The organism is Bradyrhizobium sp. STM 3566 (assembly GCF_045571445.1).
Taxonomy (GTDB): domain Bacteria; phylum Pseudomonadota; class Alphaproteobacteria; order Rhizobiales; family Xanthobacteraceae; genus Bradyrhizobium; species Bradyrhizobium vignae.
Genome location: NZ_CP120692.1, coordinates 7,075,534 through 7,101,010, shown reverse-complemented (window position 1 = coordinate 7,101,010; position 25,477 = coordinate 7,075,534). Strand labels below are relative to the sequence as shown.

Here is a 25,477-nt window from a genome sequence, read left to right as displayed (position 1 = left end):
CGATGTCGTCGAGGTGAATGGAGATGGACATGATGCGCCGTATCGTTCCGCTCGTGGCAGGACTGCTCGCAACGGGTTTCTTGGCAAGCTCGGCTCTCGCCGCCGATATCAATCTGTTGAATGTGTCGTACGATCCGACACGCGAGCTGTATGTCGAGTTCAACAAGGCGTTCGCGAACGCCTATCGGAAGGAAACCGGCAAGAGCGTCGAGATCAAGCAGTCGCATGGCGGCAGCGGGTCGCAGGCGCGCGCGGTGATCGACGGGTTGCAGGCTGACGTGGTGACGCTGGCACTCGCCTATGACATCGACGCAATCGCCGGCAAGGGCCTCACCGCCGCCGACTGGCAGAAGCGGCTGCCGCAGAATTCGTCACCCTATACGTCGACTATCGTGTTCCTGGTCCGCAAGGGCAATCCCAAGGGCATCAAGGATTGGGACGACCTGCTCAAGCCGGGCGTCGCGGTGATCACGCCGAACCCGAAGACATCAGGCGGCGCGCGCTGGAACTATCTTGCGGCCTGGGGCTTTGCGCAGAAGAAATACGGCTCGGCCGACAAGGCCAAGGAGTTCATCGGCAAGCTGTATCAGCAGGTGCCGGTGCTCGATACCGGTGCGCGCGGTGCGACCGTGACTTTCGTCGAGCGCGGCGTCGGCGACGTGCTGCTCGCCTGGGAGAACGAGGCGTACCTCGCCCTGAAAGAGTTCGGCGCGAACAAGTTCGAGATCGTGGCGCCGCCGCAATCGATCCTCGCCGAGCCGCCGGTCGCCATCGTCGACAAGGTTGCCGATAAAAAAGGCACCCGTAATGCCGCCGACGCCTACCTCCAATATTGGTACACCAAGGAGGGGCAGGAGATCGCCGCGCGCAACTTCTACCGTCCGCGCGATGCGGAGATCGCCAAAAAGTATGAGAATGCCTTCGCCAAGGTCGAACTGTTCACGATCGACGACGTCTTCGGCGGCTGGACGAAGGCACAGCGGGAACATTTTGCCGACGGCGGCGTCTTCGATCAGATTTACAAGAACTGATCGCGCGCTGTTGTAGGTGGCTTTAGCAGGGGGCCGGGTGAGCGCAGTCGTTGCACGACGTCGGACATTGCCGGGCTTCGGTCTCACCATGGGACTGACGCTTTCCTGGCTATCCGTCATTATCCTGATTCCGCTCGCCGGCCTGTTCCTGAGATCGCTCGAGCTCAGTCCCGAGCAGTTCTGGAACATTCTCTCCAGTCGCCGCACCCTGAACGCGCTCCGCGTGTCGTTTGGGCTCGCTTTCGCGGCGGCCTGCGTCAATCTGGTGATGGGCAGCATCATCGTCTGGGCACTGGTCCGCTACCGCTTTCCCGGCCGGCGCATCTTCGATGCCATCGTCGACGTGCCTTTCGCGCTGCCCACGGCGGTCGCCGGCGTCGCGCTGACCGCGCTGTTCGCCGAGAAGGGCTGGCTGGGCGCGCCGCTCGCAGCACTCGGCATCAAGGTGGCGTTCACCCCGGTCGGCATCTTCGTCGCCATGATCTTCATCGGCATTCCCTTCGTAGTGCGCACGGTGCAGCCGGTGCTCCAGGATCTCGACCCAGAGATCGAGGAGGCTGCGGGCAGTCTCGGCGCCAGCCGCTGGCAGACCATCGTGCGCGTGATCCTGCCGTCGCTCGCACCGGCGCTGCTCACCGGCCTCGCGCTCGCCTTCGCCCGCGCGGTCGGCGAATATGGCTCGGTCATCTTCATCGCCGGCAATCTGCCCAACGTCTCCGAGATCGCGCCGCTCCTGATCGTGATCCGGCTCTCCGAATTCCGCTACGCCGATGCGACCGCCATCGCGGTGGTCATGCTCGTCGTCTCCTTCGTCATCATCTTCGCCGTCAACCGGCTCCAGCGCTGGGCGCAGAGCCGGATCCCGGCACGCTGAGGGCGGATCATGACGATGCAGATCGCAGATTCCGTGTCGCTCTCGGCCTCCGAGGCCAAGGCACGTGCAAAGGCGCGCGCGCATGCGGCGGCGGCCCGCGACAACCTCCGCACAGAGCCGCGCGCGGTACGCATCGTCATCATTGCGCTGGCGGTGATGTTTCTCACCGTCTTCGTCGTGCTGCCACTCGTCGTCGTGTTCGCGCAGGCGTTCTCGCGCGGCCTCCTCGCCTATTTCGCCGCGCTCGCCGAGCCGGAGGCGATGGCGGCGATCGAGCTGACATTGATTGTCGCGGCGATCTCGGTCGGCCTCAATCTGGTGTTTGGCCTCGTCGCCGCCTGGGCCATCGCCAAGTTCGACTTCAAGGGCAAGACCTTCCTGATCACGCTGATCGACCTGCCGTTCTCGGTCAGCCCGGTGATCTCGGGCCTCGTCTTCGTGCTGCTGTTCGGCGCGCAGGGCTATTTCGGCACCTGGCTGCGCGATCACGACATCCAGATCCTGTTCGCGGTGCCAGGCATCGCGCTCGCCACCACCTTCGTGACCTTCCCGTTCGTGGCGCGGGCGCTGATCCCGTTGATGCAGGAGCAGGGCACGCAGGAGGAGGAGGCTGCGATCTCGCTCGGTGCCTCGGGCTTGCAGACCTTCTTCCGCGTCACCCTGCCCAACATCAAATGGGGCGTGCTCTACGGCGTCCTGCTCTGCAACGCCCGCGCGATGGGCGAGTTCGGCGCGGTCTCCGTCGTCTCCGGCCACATCCGCGGCGAGACCAACACCATGCCGCTGCTGGTCGAGATTCTTTACAACGAGTACCAGTTCGTCGCCGCCTTCGCGATCGCCTCGCTGCTGGCGATGCTCGCGCTGATCACGCTGATCGTAAAAACCGTTCTCGAACGTCATCTCGACGAAGGAGAAGACGCCAGTGACCATTGAAGTCAGAAATCTCGTCAAGAAGTTCGGCAGCTTTGCCGCGCTGGATGGCGTCGACCTCAAGGTCGACAACGGCGAATTGCTGGCGCTGCTCGGTCCCTCCGGCTCCGGCAAGACCACCTTGCTGCGGATCATCGCCGGCCTCGACTGGCCCGATTCGGGCGAGGTCTCGTTCAACGGCGAGGACGCGCTGGCGCAGGGCGCGCGCGAGCGGCATGTCGGATTCGTGTTCCAGCACTACGCGCTGTTCCGCCACATGACCGTGTTCGAGAACGTAGCGTTCGGCCTGCGCGTGCAGCCGCGCGCAGTCCGAAAGGACGAAGCGAGCATCCGTGCGCGCGTAAAAGAGCTGCTCGACCTCGTCCAGCTCGACTGGCTCGCGGACCGCTATCCGAGCCAGCTCTCCGGCGGCCAGCGCCAGCGCATCGCGCTCGCCCGCGCGCTCGCGATCGAGCCGCGCATCCTCCTGCTCGACGAGCCCTTCGGTGCGCTCGATGCCAAGGTGCGGAAAGAGCTGCGCAAATGGCTGCGCTCGCTGCACCACGAGATCAACGTCACCTCGATCTTCGTCACCCACGACCAGGAGGAAGCCCTGGAAGTCGCCAACCGCGTCGTGGTGATGGACAAGGGCAGGATCGAGCAGATCGGCTCGCCCGATGACGTCTACGAGACGCCGGCGACCGCCTTCGTCCACGGCTTCATCGGCGAATGCATCGAGCTGCCGGTTCAGGTCGCGGACGGTGTTATCAGGCTCGGCGAGCAGCCGCTCAAGCTCGCAGCGGATGGATTGGTGCCTGGCGCGTCACGACTGTTCGTGCGGCGACATGACATGCTGGTCGGTCCGCCCGGCAGCGGCGCCTTCGAGGGTGCCGTGCAGCACGTCCGCAATTTCGGTCCCGTGCAGCGCGCCGAGGTCGCCCTGTCAGGCGGCGAAACCATCGAGATCGACGCGCCGCGCGACAAGGAGCTGCGCGCCGGCGACACGATCGGCCTGGAACCTCGCCGTTACCGGATCTTTGCGGGCTAATCCCGTCGTTCCGGGCGCGCGCCAGCGCGAAACCGGAATCCCGAGGTTTTGGCGCGAGATTCTCAGGTGCGCAATTACGCACCATAGTTCGATGCTTCGCATCGCCCCGGAATGACAGCTACGATTTTCCTCAAAATTCACCTTTCAGCCACTGTTGGTATGCAACAACGGCCCCTCATTTGGGGGCTTCTAAAAATGCGCGCTGCGGCCGCAATTCTCATCACTTTGCTGCTCGCCGGCTGTGCCGGCAACGAAGCACCGGTCCAGGAGCCGTCGATGTATACCGACATGGCGGTGCCGGGCTCCAAGCTCGATGCACAGGCCGCCGCGGTGATGATCTCGCAATACCGGCAGAACAACATGCTCGGCGCGGTCGTGGTCGACGCCGACCTGATGCGGCTTGCCGAATCCCAATCCCAGGCCATGGCCGCGGCCAACAAGATGGACCACGACGTCCGTGCGCCCTTGGCCAAGCGCCTTGCCGCCGGCGGTTATCCCGCGACCGTGGCGGTCGAGAACATCTCGGCCGGCTATCATACGCTGGCGGAAGCGTTTTCCGGCTGGCGCGACTCGCCGCCTCACCGCGCCAACATGCTCAAGGGCGGTGTCACAAAATTAGGCATCGCGGCGAGCTATGCTCCCGGCACCAAATACAAGGTGTTCTGGACCATGATCCTGGCCTCGACGGAGCCCCGATAAGCCAGACTTGATCCGGGATGCATTGACGTCGCGGCGGAGTGTCGCCACGGTGGTGCTCCATTTGCTATTGTTTCCGCATGATCGATCATAGTCCGGAATCCACCAGCGTCCCCGCCAATGCGCAACGCGTCCTGGTCCTCCAGGGCGGCGGCGCGCTCGGCTCCTATCAGGCCGGCGCCTACCAGGCACTGTGCGGCTACGGCTTCGAGCCGGAATGGGTCGCCGGCATCTCGATCGGCGCGGTCAACGCTGCCATCATCGCCGGCAACGAGGGCCACACCCGCGTCAAGCGGCTGAAGGAATTCTGGGAAATGGTCTCTGCGCCCGTGCCGTGGAAGCCGGTCGGCAAGAGCGACCACAGCCGCGAGCTGTTCAACTCGACCAGCGCTGCGCTGATCGCGACGTTCGGCGTGCCCGGTTTCTTCACGCCGCGCATTCCGCCGGCGCCCCTCTGGCCGCCGGGACATCCCGAAGCGGAGAGCTATTACGACACCTCGCCGCTCAAGAAGACGCTGGAGCGTCTCGTCGATTTCGATCGCATCAACGATCTGGAGACGCGGCTGTCGGTCGGCGCGGTCGGCGTCACCTCGGGCAACTTCAAATATTTCGACAATTACGAGTTCAAGAAGCTCGGCAAGAAGATCGGCCCCGAGCACATCATGGCCTCGGGCGCGCTGCCGCCCGGCTTTCCCTCCGTGGTCATCGACGGCGAGCATTATTGGGACGGCGGTATCGCCTCCAACACCCCGCTCGACTACGTGCTCGATGCCGGGGTCGAACGCGACATGCTGATCTTCCAGGTCGACTTGTTTTCCGCGCGCGGCGACCTGCCGAATTCGCTGCTTGAGGCCGCCGAGCGCGAGAAGGATATCCGCTATTCGAGCCGCACGCGGATGAACACCGACAAGAACAAGCAGCTGCACAACGCGCGCAGGGCCGTGCGCGACCTGATCGGCAAATTGCCGGACTATCTCAAGAATGATCCTTCCGTCGAATTCCTGGCGAAAGTGTCGCGTGAAAGCACCGTCACCGTGGTGCATCTGATCTATCGCAGCAAGAACTACGAATCCTCGTCCAAGGATTACGATTTCTCGCACGTCGCCATGGTCGAGCATTGGGAGGCCGGCGTGCGCGACGTGCATCTGTCGATGCGTCACAAGGATTGGCTGGAGCGGCCGCAGTCCGGCGAGACCATGGTGACCTACGATCTCACGGGGGACGTCACCGCGCCCCCGGCAAAAAGGAGCGAATAGAATGGGTAGTCTGTCAGGGAAGAACGCTGTCGTGACCGGATCGACCAGCGGCATCGGACTCGCTTATGCGCGCGCCTTCGCCGCCGCCGGAGCCAACGTCGTCATCAACGGCTTCGGCTCGCCCGAGGACATCGAGAAGGAACGCGCCAAGATCGAATCCGACTTCAAGGTCAAGGCAATCTACTCGCCTGCCGACATGACCAAGCCGGCCGAGATCGCCGGGATGATCGCGCTCGGCGAGAAGACGTTCGGCTCGGTCGACATCCTCGTCAACAATGCCGGCATCCAGTTCGTGTCGCCGATCGAGGAATTCCCGCTCGAGAAGTGGGACCAGATCATCGCCATCAACCTGTCCTCGGCCTTCCATGCCATCCGCGCCGCAATCCCCAGCATGAAGAAGAAGGGCTGGGGTCGCATCATCAACACGGCGTCGGCACATTCGCTGGTCGCCTCGCCGTTCAAGTCGGCCTATGTTTCGGCCAAGCACGGCATCGCCGGCCTCACCAAGACCGTGGCGCTGGAGGTCGCGACCCACAAGATCACCTGCAACTGCATCAGTCCCGGCTACGTCTGGACGCCGCTCGTCGAGAAGCAGATCCCCGACACCATGAAGGCGCGCAATCTGACACGGGAGCAGGTCATCAACGACGTGCTGCTCGATGCCCAGCCGACGAAGGAGTTCGTCACCTCCGAGCAGGTCGCAGCCCTCGCTCTGTTCCTGTGCAGCGACGACGCCGCGCAGATCACCGGCACCAACCTGTCGATCGACGGCGGCTGGACCGCGGAGTAGCGGCACCGACTTGTCTTGCCGATGTCATGCCCCGCGCAGGCGGGGCATCCAGTACGCCGCGGCCTCTCGGCTCAACCACAGCCGTCTCTGAATACTGGATCGCCCGGTCAAGTGTTCAGCCCGGGGACATGACCGACGGGTGTTCGGGGACATAGCCGACACATCATAGTGCAGGGATTTGGCAGTAAAGGAGGCCAAGTCCATGCCCTGGCGAGAGGTGTCGGTGATGGATCAGCGGCGGGAGTTCGTGCGGCTTGCGATGCAGGAGGGAGCGAACCGGCGGGAGCTCTGCCGGCGGTTCAATATCCATCCCGACACGGGCTACAAATGGCTTGCACGATGGCAAGCGGATCAGAATGTCGACGACCGCTCGCGCCGACCGCATGCGAGCCCGGGACAGACCGATTGCGAGCTTGAGGCACGTATTCTCGCGGTACGCGATGCCCATCCGGCATGGGGAGCTCGCAAGATAGCTCACTGCCTGGAGCGCAATGGCTTGCGTTCGCCAGCAGTCTCAACAGTTCATCAGATCTTGCGTCGGTCTGGCCGCATCAAGCCTCCGATCGGCGGGCCGACGGCAAGCCAGCGTTTCGAGATGCCGGCTCCCAATCTGTTGTGGCAGATGGACTTCAAAGGCTGGGTTCGGCTCGGCAATGATAGCCAGTGCCATCCTCTGACGGTGGTGGATGACCACTCCCGCTATGATCTGTGCCTGCAGGCCTGTGCCGATCAACGCACAGATACCGTGCGCAGCCGCTTGGAGAAGACCTTTCGCCACTACGGGCTCCCGGAGGCTTTCTTCGTCGACAATGGTTCGCCCTGGGGTGATCCTTCCGGCGAGCGATGGACACGGTTCTCGGTGTGGCTGCTCAAGCTTGGCGTCGCCGTCATCCACAGCCGCCCATATCACCCGCAAAGCCGCGGCAAGAATGAACGATTCCACCGCACCCTCGCGGCTGAGGTGTTCGCACTGCGACAGTTCCGCGATCTCGCAGAGACGCAGCGTGCCTTCGACGCCTGGCGGGAAGTCTACAACTTCGAACGGCCACACGAGGCGCTCGGACAACAGGTCCCGGCCAGTCGATATCGGCCCAGCCAGCGACCAATGCCCGATCGATTGCCACAGGTCGAATACGACAGCCATGAGATCGTGCGCCGCGTCTCCACGACCAAAGCCTATGTCAGCTTCAAGGGACGTCTTTGGAAAGTGCCACAGGCCTTCCGTGGCGAGCGCCTCGCCATCCGCCCCTCGGCAAACGATGCGCAATACGGGATCTTCTTTGCCGCCCACCAAGTCGCTATCATCGACTTGGCGAGCGGATGATGTGTCGGCTATGTCCCCGAACACCCGTCGGTCATGTCCCCGGGCTGAACATCAAGCCGGGCGAGGACAGCGAGACGGAACGATGTCCGTCCTTCGCTAGTGGCTCCACGCCAGCGCCGTCACGATCGCCGACGACAAATTCAGCTCCGCGAACATGATCTTGCCGGCGACCACGAACAGCACGCTGGCGAGGGTCAAGCGCAGTACCGGTTCGGGCACGCGCGTTGCACTATAACTGCCGACGACGATGCCGGGCAGCGAGCCCATCAGCAGCACGCCCATCAGGCCCCAGTCGACGTCGCCGAGCGCCCAGTGCCCGACGCCCGCGACCAGCGTCAGCGGCACGGCATGGGCGATGTCCGAGCCGACGATGCTCGCCATCGGCAGGCGCGGATAGAGCAGCAGCAAGACGGTGACGCCGACCGCGCCGGCGCCGACGGAGGAGATCGAGACCAGCGCGCCGAGCACGATACCGGTGACGACGGTCGCGACCGCGGTGGTGCGCTCGTCGACCCGCTCCAGGCTCTTGCGGTAGCGCTCCATGAGCGCCTTACGGAAGATCAGCGACGTGGCGGTCAGCAGCAGTGCAAAGCACAGCACCACGTTGACCAGGCTGCGCTCGGTGTCGCTTCTGGGGTCGAGCTTCCACAGCACCAGCAGCGTCAGCGCGCTCGCCGGAATGCTGCCGCAGGCCAGCCGCAGTACCGCCGGCCAGTGCACGCTGCGCGACCAGCCATGCACGATGCTGCCGCCGGTCTTGGTCGCGGCGGCATAGAGCAGGTCCGTCCCGACGGCAGTGGATGGATGGACGCCGAACAACAGGATCAGCAGCGGTGTCATCAACGAGCCGCCGCCTACGCCGGTCATGCCGACGAGCAGGCCGACACCAAATCCGGAGGCGACGTAGAGTGGATCGATCATGGTCCGGGGAATGTTGGGTTTATCTCGTCGGTTGAGCAATATGACGTAGAATAAACTTTCCCTGGGGCGCAACTACTTAGGAGGAATAAGAAAAATCATGCTGCCGACCGGGGGCGGGTAGTCGTTTTGCCTCGTTGCCGGGCTTTTCACGCCATGGGCGTTTCTCAAGCGGCAGGGCAGGCGGAGCTATTTACCAAACGCCAGCACGTGCAGTCCCAGTCGCTGCCGCACGATCCAGAACAAGAGCACCGTCTCGAAGCTCAGCGAGATCGAGGTCGCGGCCGCCGCGCCGTGACCGCCGAAGCGCGGCACCAGGATCACGCAGAGCGCAACGTTCATCACGAAGGCCAGCGCATAAGCCAGCGCGCAGATCTTCTGCTGGCCGAGCATGTTGAGCAGGCGCTCGACCGGGCCGATCGCGGCGCGCACCACGAGGCCGATCGCAGCGATGAACATGATGTCGTAGCCGACCGTGAATTGCGGCCCGAACAGCCAGAGCAGCGGCTTGCCGAGCGCGAGCAGTACGATGGTCGCGGCCAGCGACGGCCAGAACGTCCAGTTGATGGCATGCGCCACATAGGCCGACAGGCGCGCCTTGTCTCCGAGCGCATTGTATTCCGCAAATCGGTGCGCCGTCGTCGCCGACATCGCGTAATGGATGAACGAGACCAGCGCCAGCGTCTTCACCACGGCGAAATAGACGCCGACCTCGTCGGACGGGCGGAACTGCTGCAGCACCAGCACGTCGGTGTAGGACAAGAGCAGGTAGAAGCTCTCCACCAACAGGATCGGCAGCGACACGGCGAGCCAGCCCCTGACGTCATAGGCCTTCCGGCCCGGCTCGATGTGATCGGCGAGCTTGCGGTTCAGCGCCACCATCTGCCCGGTCATCGCGATCCAGACCGCGGCGGCGCTCGCCACCATCGCAGCGACCGCGCCGAGGTGATAACCGAGCACGAACGCGCCGGCCGTGATGCCGATGATCAGGGCCTGACGGATGATGAATTGCGGCATCAGGCCGAGCTGCATCCAGTCGTGCGAGCGCGCGATGCCGTCCTGGGTGTTGGCGACCACGAAAGCCGGCAGCGTCATGCAGCCGATATAGAGCGGCAGCACCTCGGCCGGATCGATCCAGGGCGACAGCAGCTTGACGATGGCGACGAGGCCGAGCGACACCAGGGTGGATACGGCAAAGGTCAGCCAGCGGCTGCCGGAGAGGAAGCCGCGCAGCAGCGCATGCTCGCCGCTAGTCCGGTACTCCGGGATGATCTTTTGCGCGGAGGCCGAGATGCCGAAATCCATCATGCTGCCAAGTAGCAGCACCCAGGTCCAGACATAGACATAGATGCCGTAGTCGGACGTGCCCATCCAGCGCGCCAGCAGCACCTGCGAGACATAGGCAAGCCCGGCGCTGATGACGCGGATGACGAAGATGGTGCCGGCGAGCCGCCGCGTCAGCGACGCCTCGCTCGATCCGCCCGCGAGCTTAGCCCGCAGCCGCGCGATCAGGCCGGCCGCTCCGGTCGTTGCGGGTTGTGCATCCGTCACGGCCAATTCGAAAATCCCCAAGCGCGTTCAGCACGCGCTACAGGGTTGGGACTTAGCAACCATTCGTTAAGATTTGGTTGGGTGGCCGTCCCATCCTCGGTGTCGTCCGGGACAAGCGAAGCACCGATCCGGAGCCCATAGCCCCAGGGAGAAGTTGGAGCGCGAGCTGCTAACTCCGAGTCTCGGCGCGCGCCTGGGGCGCGCTTGTCCGGGACGACAGCTGAGAGTGGGCGAGAGCAGCGCAACTCGCTCGCCGCCGTCCTGACCGTTGCCGGGACGACTCTTCACTCCAGATTCGTATTGAACTCGTACGCCTTGTCCGGCCCGACCAGCGTGAACTTCAGCGCGGCGCCCTCGGGCTTGGCGCCCGGCGGCAGACCGTCGAGTTCGAACGTAAACCGCATCACCCCAGGCGGGCTGGGCTGCACCGGCGCCGGAATCGGCAGCGCCCAGTCCGGCGTCGGCCCTTCCACGAACAGATTGACGTTGCGGCTGTCGGGCGCAACCACGTCGACCACGACGTTCTTCGGCCCGTCACGCTTGACGTCGCGGATGGTGAGCGGATTGGGGTCGCCGATATTGGCGGGCTTCGGCACGGTGTCGAGCGCCGCGCGCAGGTTCGCATCCTCGGTCGAGGCGACGCTGTTGAAGCCGAGCTCGGCGTTGGCCTCGACGGGAATGCAGAGTTTCTCGCACACCGCGTAATTGATCTCGGCGCGCAGCGTCACCGGCTTGTCGGCCGATTTGGCGACGATACGCAGGGGCAGTACGATCTGGTCGTGATACCCGATCGAATGGCCGCCCGCGCCGTCGTCGAATTTCAGCGGCGCCGGCCACATGATCGTCACCGCTTCGACATTGTCGGATTTCGAGAAGTCGAACCGGGGTGGAACGCCGGAATCGCCGGGGGTACGCCAGTAGGTCTTCCATCCCGGCTGGAGCTGGAACGCGATACCGCCCAGCAGGACCGCGCCGCTGCGCGATCCCGCCAGCAGCCGCACTGCGGAATGTCCGTCGCGCTGCCACGGCGAAGCGTCATCGGCGCGGGCTGCGATGGCGAACGACGAGGCGAGCAGGGTTGTCGCGACGCCAATCGCCGCACGCAGGGGAACTCTTGTGAGCATGGCACGTCTTTACAGGGTCGTCCCAGGCCAAACCATTGAATTGCTTGTGATGGATGCACTCGAATCCAATCGCCGCAAGCCTTGATTTGACAGCGGCTAGGTCCGACATCAGGATAGGAATTGAAACCGGAGTGCTTCACCGATGGCTCCCACTGGCAAGAGGACGGGCGAAGGCACCCGCAGCTCGGGCCCCCCGCTGCCCAATTCGGCCGGTTATCTCGACGGCCGGCTCCTGATCGCGATGCCCGTGATGGGCGATCCCCGCTTCGAGCGCTCGGTGATCTATCTCTGCGCTCATTCCGCCGAGGGCGCGATGGGCATCATCGTGAACCACCCGGCCGGCAGCATCGACTTCCCCGAGCTGTTGGAGCAGCTCGGGATCATCAAGAAGGGCGACCACATCAAGCTGCCGGAGAATGCCGAAAGCATGAAGGTGCTGCGCGGCGGGCCGGTCGATACCGGCCGCGGCTTCGTGCTGCATTCCAGCGACTTCTACATCGAGAATGCGACGCTGCGGATCGATGACGGCGTCTGCCTCACCGCGACCGTCGACATCCTGCGCGCGATCGCCAATGGCTCCGGCCCCAAGCACGCCATCCTCGCGCTCGGCTATGCCGGCTGGGCGCCGGGCCAGCTCGAGACGGAGATCCAGAGCAACGGCTGGCTGCATTGCGATGCGGATACGGATCTGATTTTCGGCGACGACGTCGACGACAAATACAATCGCGCTTTGCAGAAGATCGGCATCGATCCAGGCATGCTCTCGAACGAAGCGGGGCACGCGTAGCTGGCGCGACACCTTCTGCTGTTGCGCGTCACCCTCGGCTGTCATGCCCCGGCTTGATCGGGGCATCCAGTACGCCGCGGCTTATCTTCTATCACAACCCTCCCGGTGTACTGGATCGCCCGGTCCCGGCTCCGCTAAAGCATGATCCGGAAAAGTGCGAAGCGGTTTTCCGGAAAGATCATGCGTGAACAACAAGCTAAAGCGCGATGACGATTCATCCAAATCTCATCGCGCTTTGCTTTAGGCTACGCCGGGCCTACAGGGGTGCTCGGCCGCCGAAGCTTCAGCGAAGGCGGCAAGCCGGGCGATGACACCAGGGCTGAGTAGCGCTGTGCAGTGGTGATTGACCCCTACTCCGCCGCCTGCTGCTGCACCGTCGGCTCGGTCCCCGCCACCGTCGCGCGGCGCATGTCGCGGGGCTGCGACTGGTCGTAGCGGCGAACGCGATGCATGGTCTGACGGTTGTCCCACATCACGAGGTCATGCAGCTTCCATTTATGGACGTAGACGAACTCCGGCTGCGTCGCGTGCTCGTTGAGATCGCGCAGCAGGAGGCGTCCCTCCGGCACGCTCATGCCGACGACCTTGCCGGCATGCGATGAGAGATACAGCGATTTGCGGCGATGCACGGGATGGGTCCGTACCAGCCGCTGCAGCACCGGCTTGAACATCTCCTTCTCTTCGTCGGTGTATTCGGTGAAGCCGAGCGATCCGCGCGAATACATCAGCGAGTGCTCGCAGACGAGGTCCTCGATCTCCGCCTTGATCTCGTCGTCGAGCGCATCATAGGCCGCACGCATGTCGGCGAATTCGGTGTTGCCGCCTTTCGGGTTCACCACGCGTGCCGACAGCAGCGAGAATTTTGCCGGGATGGGGCGGAACGAGCTGTCGGAATGCCAGAGGCAATTGCCGAGGTTGAACAGATGCGTGCGGCTGTCTTTCGGCAGCGGCTTGCCGTCCTTGCCGAGATTGGAGACGTCGTTCAGGCCGGATTGCAGCCGGTAGTCCTTCTCCTTGGTCACGGTGCCGCCGCGCGCGTCCTCGCGCCGGCCGAAATTCAGCGCGAAGGCCATCTGCTGCTCGTCGGTGATGTCCTGGTCATGGAAAACCAGCACCGCATATTTGTCCATAGCCGCCTCGACCTCGCGCGCCTCATCCGGTGTGAGAGGCTTTCGCAGGTCGAGGCCGGAAACCTCGCCGACAAAATGCTTCTGAAGCTGCCGGATGGCGATGGTCATGGCGTTTTCTCCCGCGGATTGCGAGCGGTTGGTCCCGCTCTGTTGGCGAAAAAGCTACTCCCGCAACAGGCGTTGTCAACGCTCGCAGCGCATGGCTGCCCGTAGCACGGATAGAGCGGCAGCGTAATTCGGGAAGTCTTTCCGCGAGGTGAGAGTCCCGGATTGCGCGCAGCGAAATCCGGTACGCACCTTCGATGCCTCTCACGCATTCCGCGCCATCAGCCCGCCATCGACCGGGATCACCGCACCGGTGAGGAACGACGCTGCCGGTAGGCACAGGCTCAGCGTCATATGCGCGACCTCTTCGGGATCGCCGTAACGGCCGAGCGCAGTACGGCGCTTGGCGTAGATGGTCTTGTGCTCCTCCGGGATGCGATCGGTGATGGCGGTGCGGATCGGACCCGGGCAGATGCAGTTGACGGTGATGCCCTCGCGTCCAAGCTCCACCGCCAGCGAGCGGGTGAGGCTCACGACGCCACCCTTCGCTGCCGAATAGGGGCTGTGCAATGCGGTGGCGCCGAGCGCCTCGGTCGAGGCGATGTTGACGATGCGCGGGCTCTTCGACTTGCGCAGGTAGGGCAGCGCCGCGCGAATGATGCGCGGATGCGCCGTCAACATCACGGCGATGCCCCTGGCCCAGGCGTCCTCATAGGCCTCGTCGTCGATCGCGACACGCACGGAGATGCCGGCATTGTTGACGACGATGTCGAGCCCGCCGAAATGCGCCGCGACATCACCGACCACGCGCTTGATCTCGCCGCCGTCGGCGACGTCGAGCCTCCAGGCCCTTGCAGCGCCACCGCTCGCTGCAATCTCCTTGGCGACCGCATGCGCACCTTGCTCGTCGAAATCCGTGGCGGCAACATTCGCACCCTCGGCGGCGAACACGCGCGCCGTCGCGCGCCCCATGCCGCTGGCCGCGCCGGTGACGAGAACGGTGAGGCCCCTCACGGACCGGCTGAGCTCCCTAAAGTCGGACATGCTGTTTCCTCGCGCGGGGCTTGTTCTTGTTGATTGACAAGGCTGGCATCGATCCGCAGACAGGTCAAACAAGCAAGACAAAGGGGAGGCCGAGAATGGCGAACGAGCTCGATTTCTCAGGCAAGCAGGTACTGGTGGTCGGCGGTTCCAGCGGCATCGGCAACGGCATCGCGCAGGCTTTTCGTACCAAGGGCGCAACTGTTGCCGTTTGCGGCACGCGCGCTCGCGCAACGGAATATTCAGCTGAAGAAGGCTCCGATCTCACCGGCCTCGCTTACGCGCAACTCGACGTCAGCAATGCCGCCGCGATCGAGGCGTTCAAGCCGTTGTTCGACCGGCTCGACATCCTCGTGCTCGCGCAGGGCGCGGTGCTCTATCGCCGCGGCGAGTTCGAGATGGCCGGCTTTCGCAAGGTGGTCGAGGTCAATCTGATGAGTCTGATGGCCTGCGCGAGCCGCTTTCATTCCATGTTGCGGGATTCCAAGGGGTCGCTCATCATCGTGTCCTCGACCGCGGCCTATCATTCCACCATGGGCAATCCCGCCTACAATGCATCGAAGACCGGTGCAGTCGGACTGACGCGCACGCTGGGCGAGGCCTGGGCCGAGGACGGCATCCGCGTCAACGGCATCGCGCCCGGGCTCGTCGACACCAAGATGACGAAGGTCACGACCGACAATCCGAAACGCCTGGAGGGCGCGCTCGCCCGCATCCCGCTGCGGCGATTGGGCACGCCGGCCGACATGGCGGGTGCCGCGCTGTTCCTGGCCTCGCCGCTGTCGTCCTACATCATCGGCCAGACGCTGGTCGTCGATGGCGGGCTCATTCTGTAGGCAATCGCAAGGAACCGCGCTGCTTTTGATCGGTTACTTCGGCTGATCACCGAGGAGGATTATCATGGACGCGGATCGGATCGTTGGATCAGCCAAGGAAATGGCGGGGGGCGTGGAAGGCACCGTCGGCGAGATGGCGGGAGACGCGAAAACGCAGGCCTCAGGCAAGGCACGGGAAGCCGCGGGCACGGTGCAGAATCTCTACGGCCAGGCGAAGGATGCGGTGCGCGATGCCACGGACACCGCCGCGAGCTATGCCAAGGACGCCTATGAGAACAGTGGCGAGAGCTTCCGCGACGGCTCGAAAGCCATCGCGCAGAAGGTGCACGACAACCCGCTTGGCGCGCTGCTGGTTGCTGGCGGCATCGGCTTCGCGCTGGCGCTTCTGATGTCGCGCCCCGCGCGCCGCCCGCCGCCGCGTTGGCGCTATTACGGTTGAGCGACAGCCGATCATCGTGCCCCGGACGCAGCGTAGCACCGTCAGCGCGTTCACGCGCGTCTTCGACGCCGTTGCGTCCGGGACACGAGACCGCAGCTCAGAAGCCTACCGGAACATCTCCGCCGATCGCCCGACGTTGCCCGGCGGGCGCGGGATTGCTGGATTTGAGTTCGGATTGCGCGGCCCTGGGGCTGGCGTCAATTGACGCGGCGGCGGAGGTTGCGGAGAGCCGAAGCCGAAGAAATCCCGGAATGAGGGCGTTGCCTGCGCCGGCTGCTGCGGCGGGACCTGCGGCTTTTTCGGCGCGAGCTTTGGCGGAGCGATCGCCGCGGCCGCCCCTGATGCATTGGGAGAGGCGGCGCCGCCGTCGGGCGTCGTTGCGGCCACCGGCGTATCGCCCTTGGCCTGCTCGCGGCCGACTTCCCGGCGCGGCCAGACATAATCGTCGGCGCGGCCGGCCGGCGCGGCCAGCGGCTCACCCTTCACCATGGTCTTCGCAGCGAGCGCATCGACGGCAGCGGGACGCGTGCCTGGCCCGCCCAGCAATTGATCGGTCGAAATCGAGGCTGCAACCAGCGGCACGATCGGCCCGGCCAGCGGGCGCGGTGCAGGCTTGCCCGGCTCGGCGCTGGTATCGGGGGTCGCAGGCTCGCTCGGCAGCGTGATCGGGCCGGAGCGCCCCGCAAGCAGGCGCGTGATCTCGCGCTCGACATAGTGCGCCAGCTTGCGCGCGCCGGCCTTGGTGAAATACACGCCGTCGGAGCTGCGGAGCTGACGGATCTGGCCTTCGAAATCCGGGCCCTTCTGCAGGAAGCGGCCGGCTTCGTCGACGAAGCCGTCCCACACGTCGACATAGGTTATGCCGGCCTTGGCCGCGCCCTCACGGTACAGCGAATCCAGGAACAGCGTGTCCGCGGTGCCCTTCGGTCCGCGAACTGCGGGGAGGCCGACCCAAAGGACCGGCACGCCCTTGGCCTTGAGGACGCCCGCGAGCTCCTCGATCTTCTTGCCGTAGAGTTCGACCCAGCGCTCGTCGCGGAATTCGTACAGGCCATTGGGATTGCGCGCAGTCTTCTCCGGCGCGGCCGCCGGCGTGTCGGCATTGTCGGCGTCGTCCTGCGGCAGGTCGGCATCGGCAGGCTTATCGTCAGGCTTGGCGGCGGTGTCGGGCTTGGCGTCGCCGGGCCTGGCGTCGCCGGGCTTGGCCGGTTGCTTGGCGCGCGCGCCCTTGTCGTTCTTCTTGTCCTTGTCTGAAGCCTTGTCCGACTTGTCGGCGGCGGGCTCGCGGATCGCGATGCGGTCGTTGAGGCCGAGCATGACGACGATCACGTCGGGCTTCTCGGTCTCGAGAATGCCCTTGGCTGCGGCCGCCCAGTCCGCGGGCTCGCCCTTCGGCTGATACTTGATGAGGCCGGACGTGGTCTTGTGCTTGCGGATCACGCCCATGTCGGGCTGCTCGGCGTAGGCGTCTTCGAGGCCATAGGCGAGCCAGTCGGCCATGGCGTCGCCGATCACCAGCACGTTCTTCTCAGGAATCGTGTCGCGCTTGGCTGGTGCCGGCGCGCGCGAAAAATCCTGGCGCGGTGCCTGCGGCGGCGGCTGTTGGAACGGCGCGAAGAAATCGCCGCCGAACCAGCCGCCACCTCCGCCGCCCCGGGGCGGTGGGGCCGAACGTTGCGGCGGGCCGCCGAAGCCGGGGAAGTTGAAGAACTGTGCCGAGGCAGGTCCTGCGACCGAGACCAGGATCGCAAGCGCCGTCCCCAGCGCGATCAACGGGCCGGTCTCGGTCAGCGCCTTGAACAGGGACTTCTTCGACATGCGATCTCGGGCACGCGCAATGGGGATAGGAGTAGCTCGACATAATAACGGAATCAGGCGCCAAACGGGCAAATTCCATCGCAGATTCTTGTCCCATACACCGGGGAACAGCCGGCTCCGTTAAAGCTGCCGGCCAAAATCCCCGTTCAGGGTTACTTTCGGCGCGATTTTACCGCCCGCGCAGCCGGTCCAGCACGTCGGACGAGGCAAATCCGTCGGCGGGCATCCCGATCGAGGCCTGGAAGTTGCGCAGGGCTTCCCGTGTCTGGCTGCCGAACTGGCCGTCCGGAGTGCCCTTGTAGAAGCCGCGCTGGGCCAAGAGCTGCTGCAGTTCCAGCCGCTCGGTCCGCGACAGCTCGCGCTCCTGGCGCGGCCAGGGCTGCACGAAGGGCTGCCCGCCGCGCAGACGGTCGGCGAAATGGCCGATCGCCAGCGCATAGGCTTCGGCCGGATTGTACTTCATGATGACGCGGTAGTTCTGCAGCATCAGGAAGCCTGGCCCCTGCGCGCCTGCCGGCGCCAGCAGGTAGGCTTTCTCCGCCGGATGCGGGAAGGGCTGGTTATTCGCCCGCCTGAGCCCGAGCTTCTCCCATTGCGCGATCGGCATCGCCTTGGCGCGGTCGGCCAGCATGTAGTTGAATCCTTCGGGCACCACGACCTCGAAGCCCCAGGTCTGGCCGGGCTGCCAGCCATCCTTCTTCAGATTGTTGGCAGTCGATGCAATCAGGTCGGCCGGATTGTCGACGACGTCGCGCCGTCCATCTCCATCGCCGTCGACCGCAAAACGCTTGAACGCGGTCGGCATGAACTGGGTCGGACCGAAGGCGCCGGCCCAGGAGCCGCGCATCTGCTCCGGGCGCAGATCGCCGCGGTTGAGGATCTCCAATGCGGAGAGGAACTCATCTTTGAAATAGGCCTGGCGGCGTCCGATGCAGGCGAGCGTCGCGGTCGATTGCAGCACGCTGCGGTCGCCCATCTGCGTCGAGTAGTTGGATTCGATGCCCCAGATCGAGGCGATGATGTAGCGGTCGACGCCGGTGGCCTTTTCGGTGGCGTCGAACTGCGCCTTGTATTTGGCGAGGATCTCGCGGCCCTTGGCGAGGCGGTTGTCGTTCACCAGGATGTCGAGATAGTCCCAGATCGATTTGGTGAACTCCGGCTGCGAGTCCATGAGGTCCATGATGCGCAGGTCAGGAGAGAGCCCGGCGGTGAAGCGCTCAAAATTCTCCTGGGTGATGCCGCGCCGTGCGGCATCAGGCCACATCGCCGCGACGCAATTGTCGAAGTTGCCGGCGGCCTCGCGGATCGCGGCAGCCGTCATCAGCGGATGGCCGGAGGCGCCGTCCTCGCCGCTCCAAGGCAACGCTCCCGTCTGCGCGCCGCCGGGCGCTGCTTGCGTTGGCGCCGAATTCTGGCCGGAGAAGATGCCGCCGAACAGATTGGACAGGCCGTTCTGCGCCTGGGCGTGCGCGCATGCCGGCATCAGCAAAGCTGCCGCGATCATCGCTGTCCCGGCCAGGAATCCAACCCGTCCTGCCACTGATTGCATCATGTCCCACCCGTCGGCCCGAAAATCCGCCACAGGAGGCCTGGTTAGCGTTGCCAATAGCTTAACAAAGGTGAAATTTTGGTGGCGGCCTTTTTCTTAACTCTGTCGGGGCGAGGCCCCACATCCGCCTTTGTTGGCGGCTGCAAACAGGCTAGCAAGATGCCATTGCTCCGTTCACGTCCTCAGGTATTCGATCGATCACATGAAAATTCGCAAAGCTGTATTCCCAGTCGCCGGCCTCGGCACCCGCGTCCTGCCTGCCACCAAGGCGATGCCGAAGGAAATGCTGACCATCGTCGACAAGCCCCTGATCCAGTACGTCTACGACGAAGCGAAGGAAGCCGGCATCGAGCACTTCATCTTCGTTACCGGCCGCAACAAGAGCGTCATCGAGGATCATTTCGACCGGATGTTCGAGCTCGACGCGACGCTGGCCGCGCGCGGCAAGAAGGCCGAGCAGGACATCCTGGCGCAGAACCAGCCCGACGCCGGTGCCGTCAGCTTCACCCGCCAGCAGGCGCCGCTCGGTCTCGGCCACGCCGTCTGGTGCGCGCGCGACATCGTCGGTGACGAGCCGTTCGCGGTCGTGCTGCCCGACGAGCTCGTGCTCAACACGCCCGGCTGCCTGAAGCAGATGATCGAGATGGCATCCTCGCTTGGCGAGAAATCCAATCTGATCGCGGTCGAGGCGGTGCCCGATCACCTGACCCATCAATACGGCATCTGCGGCGTCGGCAAGCGCAATGGCAAGATGTTCGAGGTCGACGGCATGGTCGAGAAGCCGGCCAAGGGCACGGCGCCCTCCAACCTCTCGATCACCGGCCGTTACATCCTCCAGCCCGAGATCTTCAAGATCCTGGAGACCCAGGAGCGCGGCGCCGGCGGCGAGATCCAGCTCACCGACGCCATGATCGGACTTGCCAAGACGCAGAAATTCTACGGCGTCGAGTTCGAGGGCGAGCGCCACGATTGCGGCTCCAAGCCCGGCTTCCTGCGCGCCAACATCGCCTACGGCATGAAGCGCCCGGAATTGCGCGACGGCCTGATCGCCGAGATGAAGAAGTATCTGGGGCAGTAGCTCCCGCCGTCATTGCGAGCGAAGCGAAGCAATCCAGAATCTTTCCGCGGAGAAAGTCTGGATTTGCTTCGTCGCAAGAGCTCCTCGCAATGACGGGGGGAGAGCGCCTCACGCCACCAGCGACAGCTTCGGCAGGCTCGCGACCACGGACTGGTTGCGCCCACCGGCTTTGGCGGCATAGAGCGCCTTGTCGGCGGCGGCAACGAGGACCGACCAGTCCATGCCGGCGGCAGGGACGAGACCGGCGATGCCGCAGGAGACAGTTGTGCTTGCCTGATCGTCGGACCAGCCCTGCACCTTGAGGCGGATCGTTTCGGCCACTTTGAAGGCATCGGCAGCCGAGGTGTTCGGCAGCAGCACGGCGAATTCCTCGCCGCCATAACGCGCGGCGCAGTCGCCGGCGCGGCTCACCGAATCGGAAATGCAGATGGCGATGCCCACCAGCACCTGGTCGCCGGCCTGATGGCCGAACGTGTCGTTGTAGGCCTTGAAATGATCGGCATCGATCATCAACAGCGCGATCGGTGCCTTCTGGCGCATGGCGCGTCGCCATTCGGCGTCGATGACGGAATCGAATTTGCGGCGGTTCTTCAGGCCCGTGAGCGCGTCCGTCGTCGCCATCTCCTCGAGCTTGCGCTCGGCATCGGCGCGCCGGCCGATCTCGCGCGCGAGCACCAGCGTCGATCCCAGCACGAACAGCGCGAGCGCCAGCACCACGACGCCGATGCGGAGCGCCTCCTTCTCCCAGAGCGCGAACACTGCGGCCAGGGGTTTGCCCGCCACCACGAACAGCGGTCCACCGTTGCTGCTGCGGACATAGAGCCGCAGCGTCGCATCGACCGGGCCCTGTCCCGAATACGAGGCGCCGGCCGGGAGATTGTCGGCCTTCCAGTTCTGGCGGTCGTTCAGGTTCGTGCCGATGATGTCGAGATCGAACGGCCGCCGCATCATGATGGTGCGGTCGCGCTTGAGCACGGTGATGGTGTCGTCGGGATCGAGGTTCAGACGCTCGAACAATTCGTGGAAATAGCTGAAGCGGATCGAGCCTGCGACGACGCCCATGAAGCCGCCGTCACCGTCACTGATGCGCCGGCTCAGCACGATGGAATAGGCGCCGCGAAACAGCATCGGGCGGCTGATGAAGAGCCCGAGCTCCGAATTGTCGCGATGAACCCTGAAGTAGTCCTCCTCGCTGCGGTTGTCGGGGAGGGGATCGAGCGTGGAGGCGTCGATGGTCAGCCGGCCCTCGGCATCGAATACCTGGATGGCGCCGAAATGCCTGGCGGTGGCCGCATGGTCGAACAGGATCAGTTGACGGATCGGCTTGGAGACCGTCGCGAGCTCGGGCAGCAGCATGTTGGCGGCGACCGCCTTCAGCGACAGGTCGTAGATCTCGATGTTGCGGCTGATGTCGGACTCGATGGTCGTCGCGAGGTTCTCCAGCGTCTGGTGGGCGAGCGCCTCCTCGCCGCGGCGCATGTCCAGCATCACGTTGGCGCAAATGGCGGAGAAGCCGATCACCGTCACCACGGACGAGATGATCAGCAGCTTCGCCGAAATCCGCCACGGCTGGCGGGCCGTGACGTCGCGCCATCCAGACAACATTGTTCGCTCCTGGCACTAGTGGATGCGCCCGAAAGCTTGAGCAGTGTTTAAGGCAGGACGGCGCTGCCGCAATGAGTTAAGAATCGGTGTATGCGGCGCACGGTTTTGGGCAGCCGCATGTGAGCGGGACGAGAGGACGATTGTGAACGACTACCACGCGTTGCGCGATTATCTGATGCGGCAGAAGCAGGACGAGTTCGTGCTGAGCTTCGAGCAGATCGAGGAGATCATCGGCGCGGCACTGCCGCGCGCAGCGCATCGTGCCTCCTGGTGGGACAGCTTGCGCAGCCCCGACATCCAGATGCCGCAACGCGAAGCCTGCCTCGCCGCCGGCTTCGTGGCGATGCGGATGCCTGATGGCCAGAGCGTGCGGTTCAGGAAGCAGAAGAGCGACCGGCGGCGGTAGCGCGTGCGGCACGCTGCCACCCTCCCTGGAGGGCGGCAGGGCTATCGCATTTGAGAGCATTTGCTGTTGCCATCCTTCGAGACGCCCGCTTTGGGCGGGTTCCTCGGGATGAGGACGCATTGCGCGGCAGCAGTTTCAACGGGCCCTGATGCTGACTAGCCTCATCCTGATCAGGAGGCGCGTAAGCGCCGTCTCCAAGGACGAGACGTGCGCTCAGGCCGCCACGACTCATATGCGATTCCCCTGCCTTGTGGGCAGGGTAAGAGAATCTAGCTCGCCGCTTCCAGCCGCACTTCCGTCAAGAGGCGCATTGCGGCGTCCGCGTCCATCGGCTCGCCGAAGGCAAAGCCTTGCGCGTATTCGCAGCCCATCTGGTAGAGCTCGACGGCGTCGGAATCGGTCTCGGCGCCTTCGGCCACCACGTCCATGCCGAGATCGTGCGCGAGCGCAATGATCGACTTCAGGATCACCGGGCGGGTGCCGCGGCTGGTGGTGCGCACGAAGGACTGGTCGATCTTGATGGTGTCGAACGGGAAGCGCTGGAGATAGGCCAGCGACGAGTGGCCGGTGCCGAAATCGTCGAGCGACAGCCCGGTGCCGAGCTCGCGGATCCGCGTCAGCATCTGCGCCGCGTGCTCCGGATTCTCCATCACCAGCGATTCCGTCAATTCCAGCTTCAGCGTGCCGCGCGCCACCGAGGAGCGCGACAGCACGGTGCGGACGTCGTGGATGAGGTCGTGGCGCAACAGCTGCCGTGAGGAGACGTTGACGGAGGCGAAGATCGGCTCGCGCGAGCGCATCGCGCGCTGCCAAACCGAGAGCTGCTTTGCGGTCTGGTCGAGCACGAACATGCCGAGGTCGACGATCAGCCCGGTCTCTTCGGCGATGGTGATGAACTCCGACGGCGCCATGCGGCCGAGCTTCGGGTGGTCCCAGCGCGCCAAGGCCTCGAAGCCGGCGATCGAGCGATCCTCCAGCCGCACGATCGGCTGGTACAGAATGGTGATCTCCTGCCGCTCGATGGCGCGGCGCAATTCGCTCTCCAGCGTCAGGCGATCCGTCTTCCGCGCACGCATCGCCGGCTTGTAGACGTCGATGCGGTCGCCTCCGATGCGCTTGGAATGATACATCGCAAGCTCGGCGTCCTTGATGATCTCGTCCGTCAGCTGAACCTGCGGATCGGAGAGCGCAAGGCCGATCGATGCCGTGAGGAATATCTCGCGATCGTTGAAGGCGATCGGCGCGCGGATGGTCTTGCGGATGGTCTCGGCGAAATTGGTGATCCGCGCCGGATCCTGCTCCGACAGCAGGATCAGGCCGAACTGGTCGCCGGCGAGCCGCGCCAGCGTGTCCTGCGGCTTGAGGATGCGGGTGAGACGACGGGCGAGGGTCAGCAGGATGGAATCGCCGACCGCAATCCCGACGGAATCGTTGACCTGCTTGAAGCGGTCGAGGTCGATCACCATCAGCGTCGGCCGCAGCGTCGGTACGGTCTTGGCGAAGTTTGCGACCGCGCCGAGCCGGTCCATGAACAGTTTTCGGTTGGGCAGGCCGGTGAGGTTGTCATGCACGGAATCGTGCAGCAGGCGTTCTTCGGCGTTGCGCAGCTCGGTGACGTCGGTGAGGGTGCCGACCACGCGCGAGACTTCACCATCGGAGCCGACGACGGGGCGGGCCTTCAGCGCGAACCACATGAAATGGCCGTCCGGCGTGCGCAGGCGGAAATCCTGCACCAGGCGGCCGCGGCGTTGGTCGAGCACGCTGTCGAGCGCAGCGCGGAAACGGTCCTGGTCGAGCGGATGCAGCACCTCGAGCCACGAGGCTGCGGGCCCTTCCAGCGTGCCGCGCTTGAGGCCGAGCAGGGCTTCGGTCTCGGGGCTGGTGAAGACCTTGTCAGCGGAGACGTCCCAGTCCCAGATCAGGTCGCCGGAGCCGGCCAGCGCCAGCGCACGGCGCTCGATGTCGGAGACGACGCCGGTGGTGGCGCCGCCGCCGGCAAAGGCGTGCTGCATCACCGTGAAGCCGATCAGCATCACGATCAGCACGAGGCCGCCGAGCAGGGCAGGGCCGACGATGTCGTTGGTGACGGAGCCGGCGACCGTCATGCCGGCTGCGACCACCCAGACCACGAGGAGGAACCAGGTCGGGATTAGCAGCACGGCGCGGTCGAAGCCGTGGGTGGAGAGATAGACGATCAGCGAAAAGCCGGCGAAGGCGATCAGCACCAGCGAGATGCGCGCGATGCCGGAGGCGACGGCCGGATCGAACAAGGCGAGTGCGACGAGAGACCCGAGGAACGCCAGCCAGCCGACCGTGATGTGCGAATAGCGCACATGCCATCGACTGAGGTTGAGATAGGCAAACAGGAACACCAGCAGTGTCGCCGCCAGGATCGCCTCACCCGCCGCGCGCCAGATGCGCTCGGCGTTGTTCGACATGTCGAGCACCTTGCCCCAGAAGCCGAAATCGACCCCGATATAGACCAGCACCGCCCAGGCCAGCGCCGCGGCCGCCGGGAACATGATGCTGCCCTTCACCACGAACAGAATGGTGAGCACGAGAGCCAACAGACCGGAGATGCCGATCACGATGCCCTGGTAGAGCGTGAAGGAGTTGACCTTGTCCTTGTAGGCTTCCGGCTCCCACAGATAGAGTTGCGGCAGCTTGTCGGTGCGCAGCTCGGCGACGAAAGTGACGACGGCGCCCGGGTCGAGCGTGATGCGGAACACGTCGGCGGTGGCGCTTTCCTGACGTTCGGGCCGGTCACCGATCGAAGGCGTGATGGTCGCGATCCGTGATAGCCCGAGATCGGGCCACAGCAATCCTGAGGAGACGATGCGGTAATGCGGGGCGACGATCAGGCGGTCGAGCTGGTCGTCGGTGTTGTTGGCGAGCGCGAACACCACCCAGTTCTGGCCGCCTTCGCGGGCGCGCACCTCGATGCGGCGGACGATGCCGTCGGTACCGGGCGCCGTGGAGACCTGGATGCGATCGGCATCACTGCGCTGATGCTCGAGCACGCCGGTGAGGTCGATCGCGGGCGCGTCGCTACGGACGCTGACGGCGTCGAGCGCACGCGCGGGATACGCGGCGACAAGAATCATGAGGCCCAGCGCGATGGGCGCGAGGCACCTGATCAGACGCAAGGTCAGCTCTCCGCGTTCGACGCAAACTCTTTAGTGCAAGGCGAATCTAAAAGGCGATTTCAGACCGGACCGAGGT

The 25,477-nt window shown here is 64.7% G+C and carries 22 protein-coding genes; 13 read left to right on the top strand and 9 right to left on the bottom strand.

Going from position 1 to position 25,477, the window contains the following annotated elements:
- The first annotated feature begins 29 nt into the window (after positions 1-29).
- From P6U27_RS33705 to P6U27_RS33670, 8 genes are all read left to right on the top strand, one after another.
- Entirely contained in the window at positions 30-1,031 is a 1,002-nt protein-coding gene (locus P6U27_RS33705; RefSeq protein WP_162500455.1) for a sulfate ABC transporter substrate-binding protein, read from the top strand.
- An 88-nt stretch (positions 1,032-1,119) separates the two neighbouring features.
- Positions 1,120-1,905 carry a sulfate ABC transporter permease subunit CysT gene (gene cysT, locus P6U27_RS33700; RefSeq protein ID WP_244608058.1) on the top strand — a complete coding sequence of 262 codons (786 nt, stop codon included), beginning with the start codon at positions 1,120-1,122 and terminating at the stop codon, positions 1,903-1,905.
- Positions 1,906-1,914: 9 nt separating this feature from the next.
- Positions 1,915-2,838 carry a sulfate ABC transporter permease subunit CysW gene (cysW, locus tag P6U27_RS33695; protein WP_122405721.1) on the top strand — a complete coding sequence of 308 codons (924 nt, stop codon included), beginning with the start codon at positions 1,915-1,917 and terminating at the stop codon, positions 2,836-2,838.
- The gene (locus P6U27_RS33690; protein ID WP_122405720.1) at positions 2,828-3,862 is read left to right on the top strand and encodes a sulfate/molybdate ABC transporter ATP-binding protein; all 1,035 of its coding nucleotides are present in this window, start codon (positions 2,828-2,830) and stop codon (positions 3,860-3,862) included. Before cysW ends, P6U27_RS33690 begins: the two co-directional genes overlap by 11 nt.
- Positions 3,863-4,057: 195 nt before the next feature.
- A complete protein-coding gene (locus P6U27_RS33685) occupies positions 4,058-4,561 on the top strand; it encodes a CAP domain-containing protein (protein ID WP_122405719.1) in 504 nt (167 codons plus the stop codon).
- A 77-nt stretch (positions 4,562-4,638) separates the two neighbouring features.
- Positions 4,639-5,814, top strand: a complete 1,176-nt coding sequence (locus P6U27_RS33680) for a patatin-like phospholipase family protein (protein ID WP_122405718.1) — start codon at positions 4,639-4,641, stop codon at positions 5,812-5,814.
- Position 5,815: 1 nt separating this feature from the next.
- Positions 5,816-6,604 (top strand): 3-hydroxybutyrate dehydrogenase, encoded by a 789-nt coding sequence (locus P6U27_RS33675; protein WP_129145022.1) that lies wholly within the window; start codon positions 5,816-5,818, stop codon positions 6,602-6,604.
- A 202-nt stretch (positions 6,605-6,806) separates the two neighbouring features.
- Positions 6,807-7,928 (top strand): IS481 family transposase, encoded by a 1,122-nt coding sequence (locus P6U27_RS33670; protein WP_407193405.1) that lies wholly within the window; start codon positions 6,807-6,809, stop codon positions 7,926-7,928.
- A gap of 96 nt (positions 7,929-8,024) precedes the next feature.
- Here the strand turns inward: P6U27_RS33670 and P6U27_RS33665 are convergent, their stop codons facing one another.
- From P6U27_RS33665 to P6U27_RS33655, 3 genes are all read right to left on the bottom strand, one after another.
- Positions 8,025-8,849 carry a sulfite exporter TauE/SafE family protein gene (locus P6U27_RS33665; protein ID WP_122405716.1) on the bottom strand — a complete coding sequence of 275 codons (825 nt, stop codon included), beginning with the start codon at positions 8,847-8,849 and terminating at the stop codon, positions 8,025-8,027.
- A 186-nt stretch (positions 8,850-9,035) separates the two neighbouring features.
- A complete protein-coding gene (locus P6U27_RS33660) occupies positions 9,036-10,403 on the bottom strand; it encodes a flippase (RefSeq protein WP_164937298.1) in 1,368 nt (455 codons plus the stop codon).
- Positions 10,404-10,681: 278 nt separating this feature from the next.
- A complete protein-coding gene (locus tag P6U27_RS33655; RefSeq protein WP_122405714.1) occupies positions 10,682-11,521 on the bottom strand; it encodes a protein-disulfide reductase DsbD domain-containing protein in 840 nt (279 codons plus the stop codon).
- Between the two features lie 142 nt (positions 11,522-11,663).
- Here P6U27_RS33655 and P6U27_RS33650 point away from each other — a divergent pair, with 142 nt between their 5' ends.
- Positions 11,664-12,308: a YqgE/AlgH family protein gene (locus P6U27_RS33650; protein ID WP_129146431.1), complete on the top strand. Its 645-nt coding sequence runs from the start codon at positions 11,664-11,666 to the stop codon at positions 12,306-12,308.
- 350 nt (positions 12,309-12,658) lie between these two features.
- Here P6U27_RS33650 and P6U27_RS33645 read toward each other — a convergent pair whose 3' ends face one another.
- Together P6U27_RS33645 and P6U27_RS33640 are read right to left on the bottom strand one after the other, a co-directional pair.
- Positions 12,659-13,546 (bottom strand): TauD/TfdA family dioxygenase, encoded by an 888-nt coding sequence (locus P6U27_RS33645; protein ID WP_129144424.1) that lies wholly within the window; start codon positions 13,544-13,546, stop codon positions 12,659-12,661.
- Between the two features lie 201 nt (positions 13,547-13,747).
- The gene (locus P6U27_RS33640) at positions 13,748-14,527 is read right to left on the bottom strand and encodes an SDR family NAD(P)-dependent oxidoreductase (protein WP_164937019.1); all 780 of its coding nucleotides are present in this window, start codon (positions 14,525-14,527) and stop codon (positions 13,748-13,750) included.
- Positions 14,528-14,622: 95 nt separating this feature from the next.
- Here P6U27_RS33640 and P6U27_RS33635 point away from each other — a divergent pair, with 95 nt between their 5' ends.
- Positions 14,623-15,360 carry an SDR family NAD(P)-dependent oxidoreductase gene (locus P6U27_RS33635; protein ID WP_122405710.1) on the top strand — a complete coding sequence of 246 codons (738 nt, stop codon included), beginning with the start codon at positions 14,623-14,625 and terminating at the stop codon, positions 15,358-15,360.
- A gap of 64 nt (positions 15,361-15,424) precedes the next feature.
- Complete coding sequence (locus P6U27_RS33630; RefSeq protein ID WP_122405709.1) at positions 15,425-15,799, top strand: CsbD family protein; 375 nt, start codon at positions 15,425-15,427, stop codon at positions 15,797-15,799.
- 105 nt (positions 15,800-15,904) lie between these two features.
- On the opposite strand, the gene P6U27_RS33625 is transcribed toward P6U27_RS33630, so the two are convergent.
- A complete protein-coding gene (locus P6U27_RS33625) occupies positions 15,905-17,617 on the bottom strand; it encodes an SGNH family hydrolase (RefSeq protein WP_122405708.1) in 1,713 nt (570 codons plus the stop codon).
- Positions 17,618-17,786: 169 nt separating this feature from the next.
- Positions 17,787-19,166, bottom strand: a complete 1,380-nt coding sequence (locus tag P6U27_RS33620; RefSeq protein WP_245162817.1) for a lytic murein transglycosylase — start codon at positions 19,164-19,166, stop codon at positions 17,787-17,789.
- Positions 19,167-19,368: 202 nt separating this feature from the next.
- Between P6U27_RS33620 and P6U27_RS33615 the strand changes: the two genes are divergently transcribed.
- Entirely contained in the window at positions 19,369-20,244 is an 876-nt protein-coding gene (locus P6U27_RS33615; RefSeq protein WP_122405707.1) for a UTP--glucose-1-phosphate uridylyltransferase, read from the top strand.
- A 108-nt stretch (positions 20,245-20,352) separates the two neighbouring features.
- On the opposite strand, the gene P6U27_RS33610 is transcribed toward P6U27_RS33615, so the two are convergent.
- On the bottom strand, positions 20,353-21,849 hold the full coding sequence (locus P6U27_RS33610) for a sensor domain-containing diguanylate cyclase (RefSeq protein ID WP_129144422.1): 1,497 nt from the start codon (positions 21,847-21,849) through the stop codon (positions 20,353-20,355).
- A 142-nt stretch (positions 21,850-21,991) separates the two neighbouring features.
- Between P6U27_RS33610 and P6U27_RS33605 the strand changes: the two genes are divergently transcribed.
- Complete coding sequence (locus P6U27_RS33605; protein ID WP_162500452.1) at positions 21,992-22,255, top strand: hypothetical protein; 264 nt, start codon at positions 21,992-21,994, stop codon at positions 22,253-22,255.
- A gap of 269 nt (positions 22,256-22,524) precedes the next feature.
- On the opposite strand, the gene P6U27_RS33600 is transcribed toward P6U27_RS33605, so the two are convergent.
- The gene (locus tag P6U27_RS33600; protein WP_162500451.1) at positions 22,525-25,401 is read right to left on the bottom strand and encodes an EAL domain-containing protein; all 2,877 of its coding nucleotides are present in this window, start codon (positions 25,399-25,401) and stop codon (positions 22,525-22,527) included.
- Between the last annotated feature and the right edge of the window lie 76 nt (positions 25,402-25,477).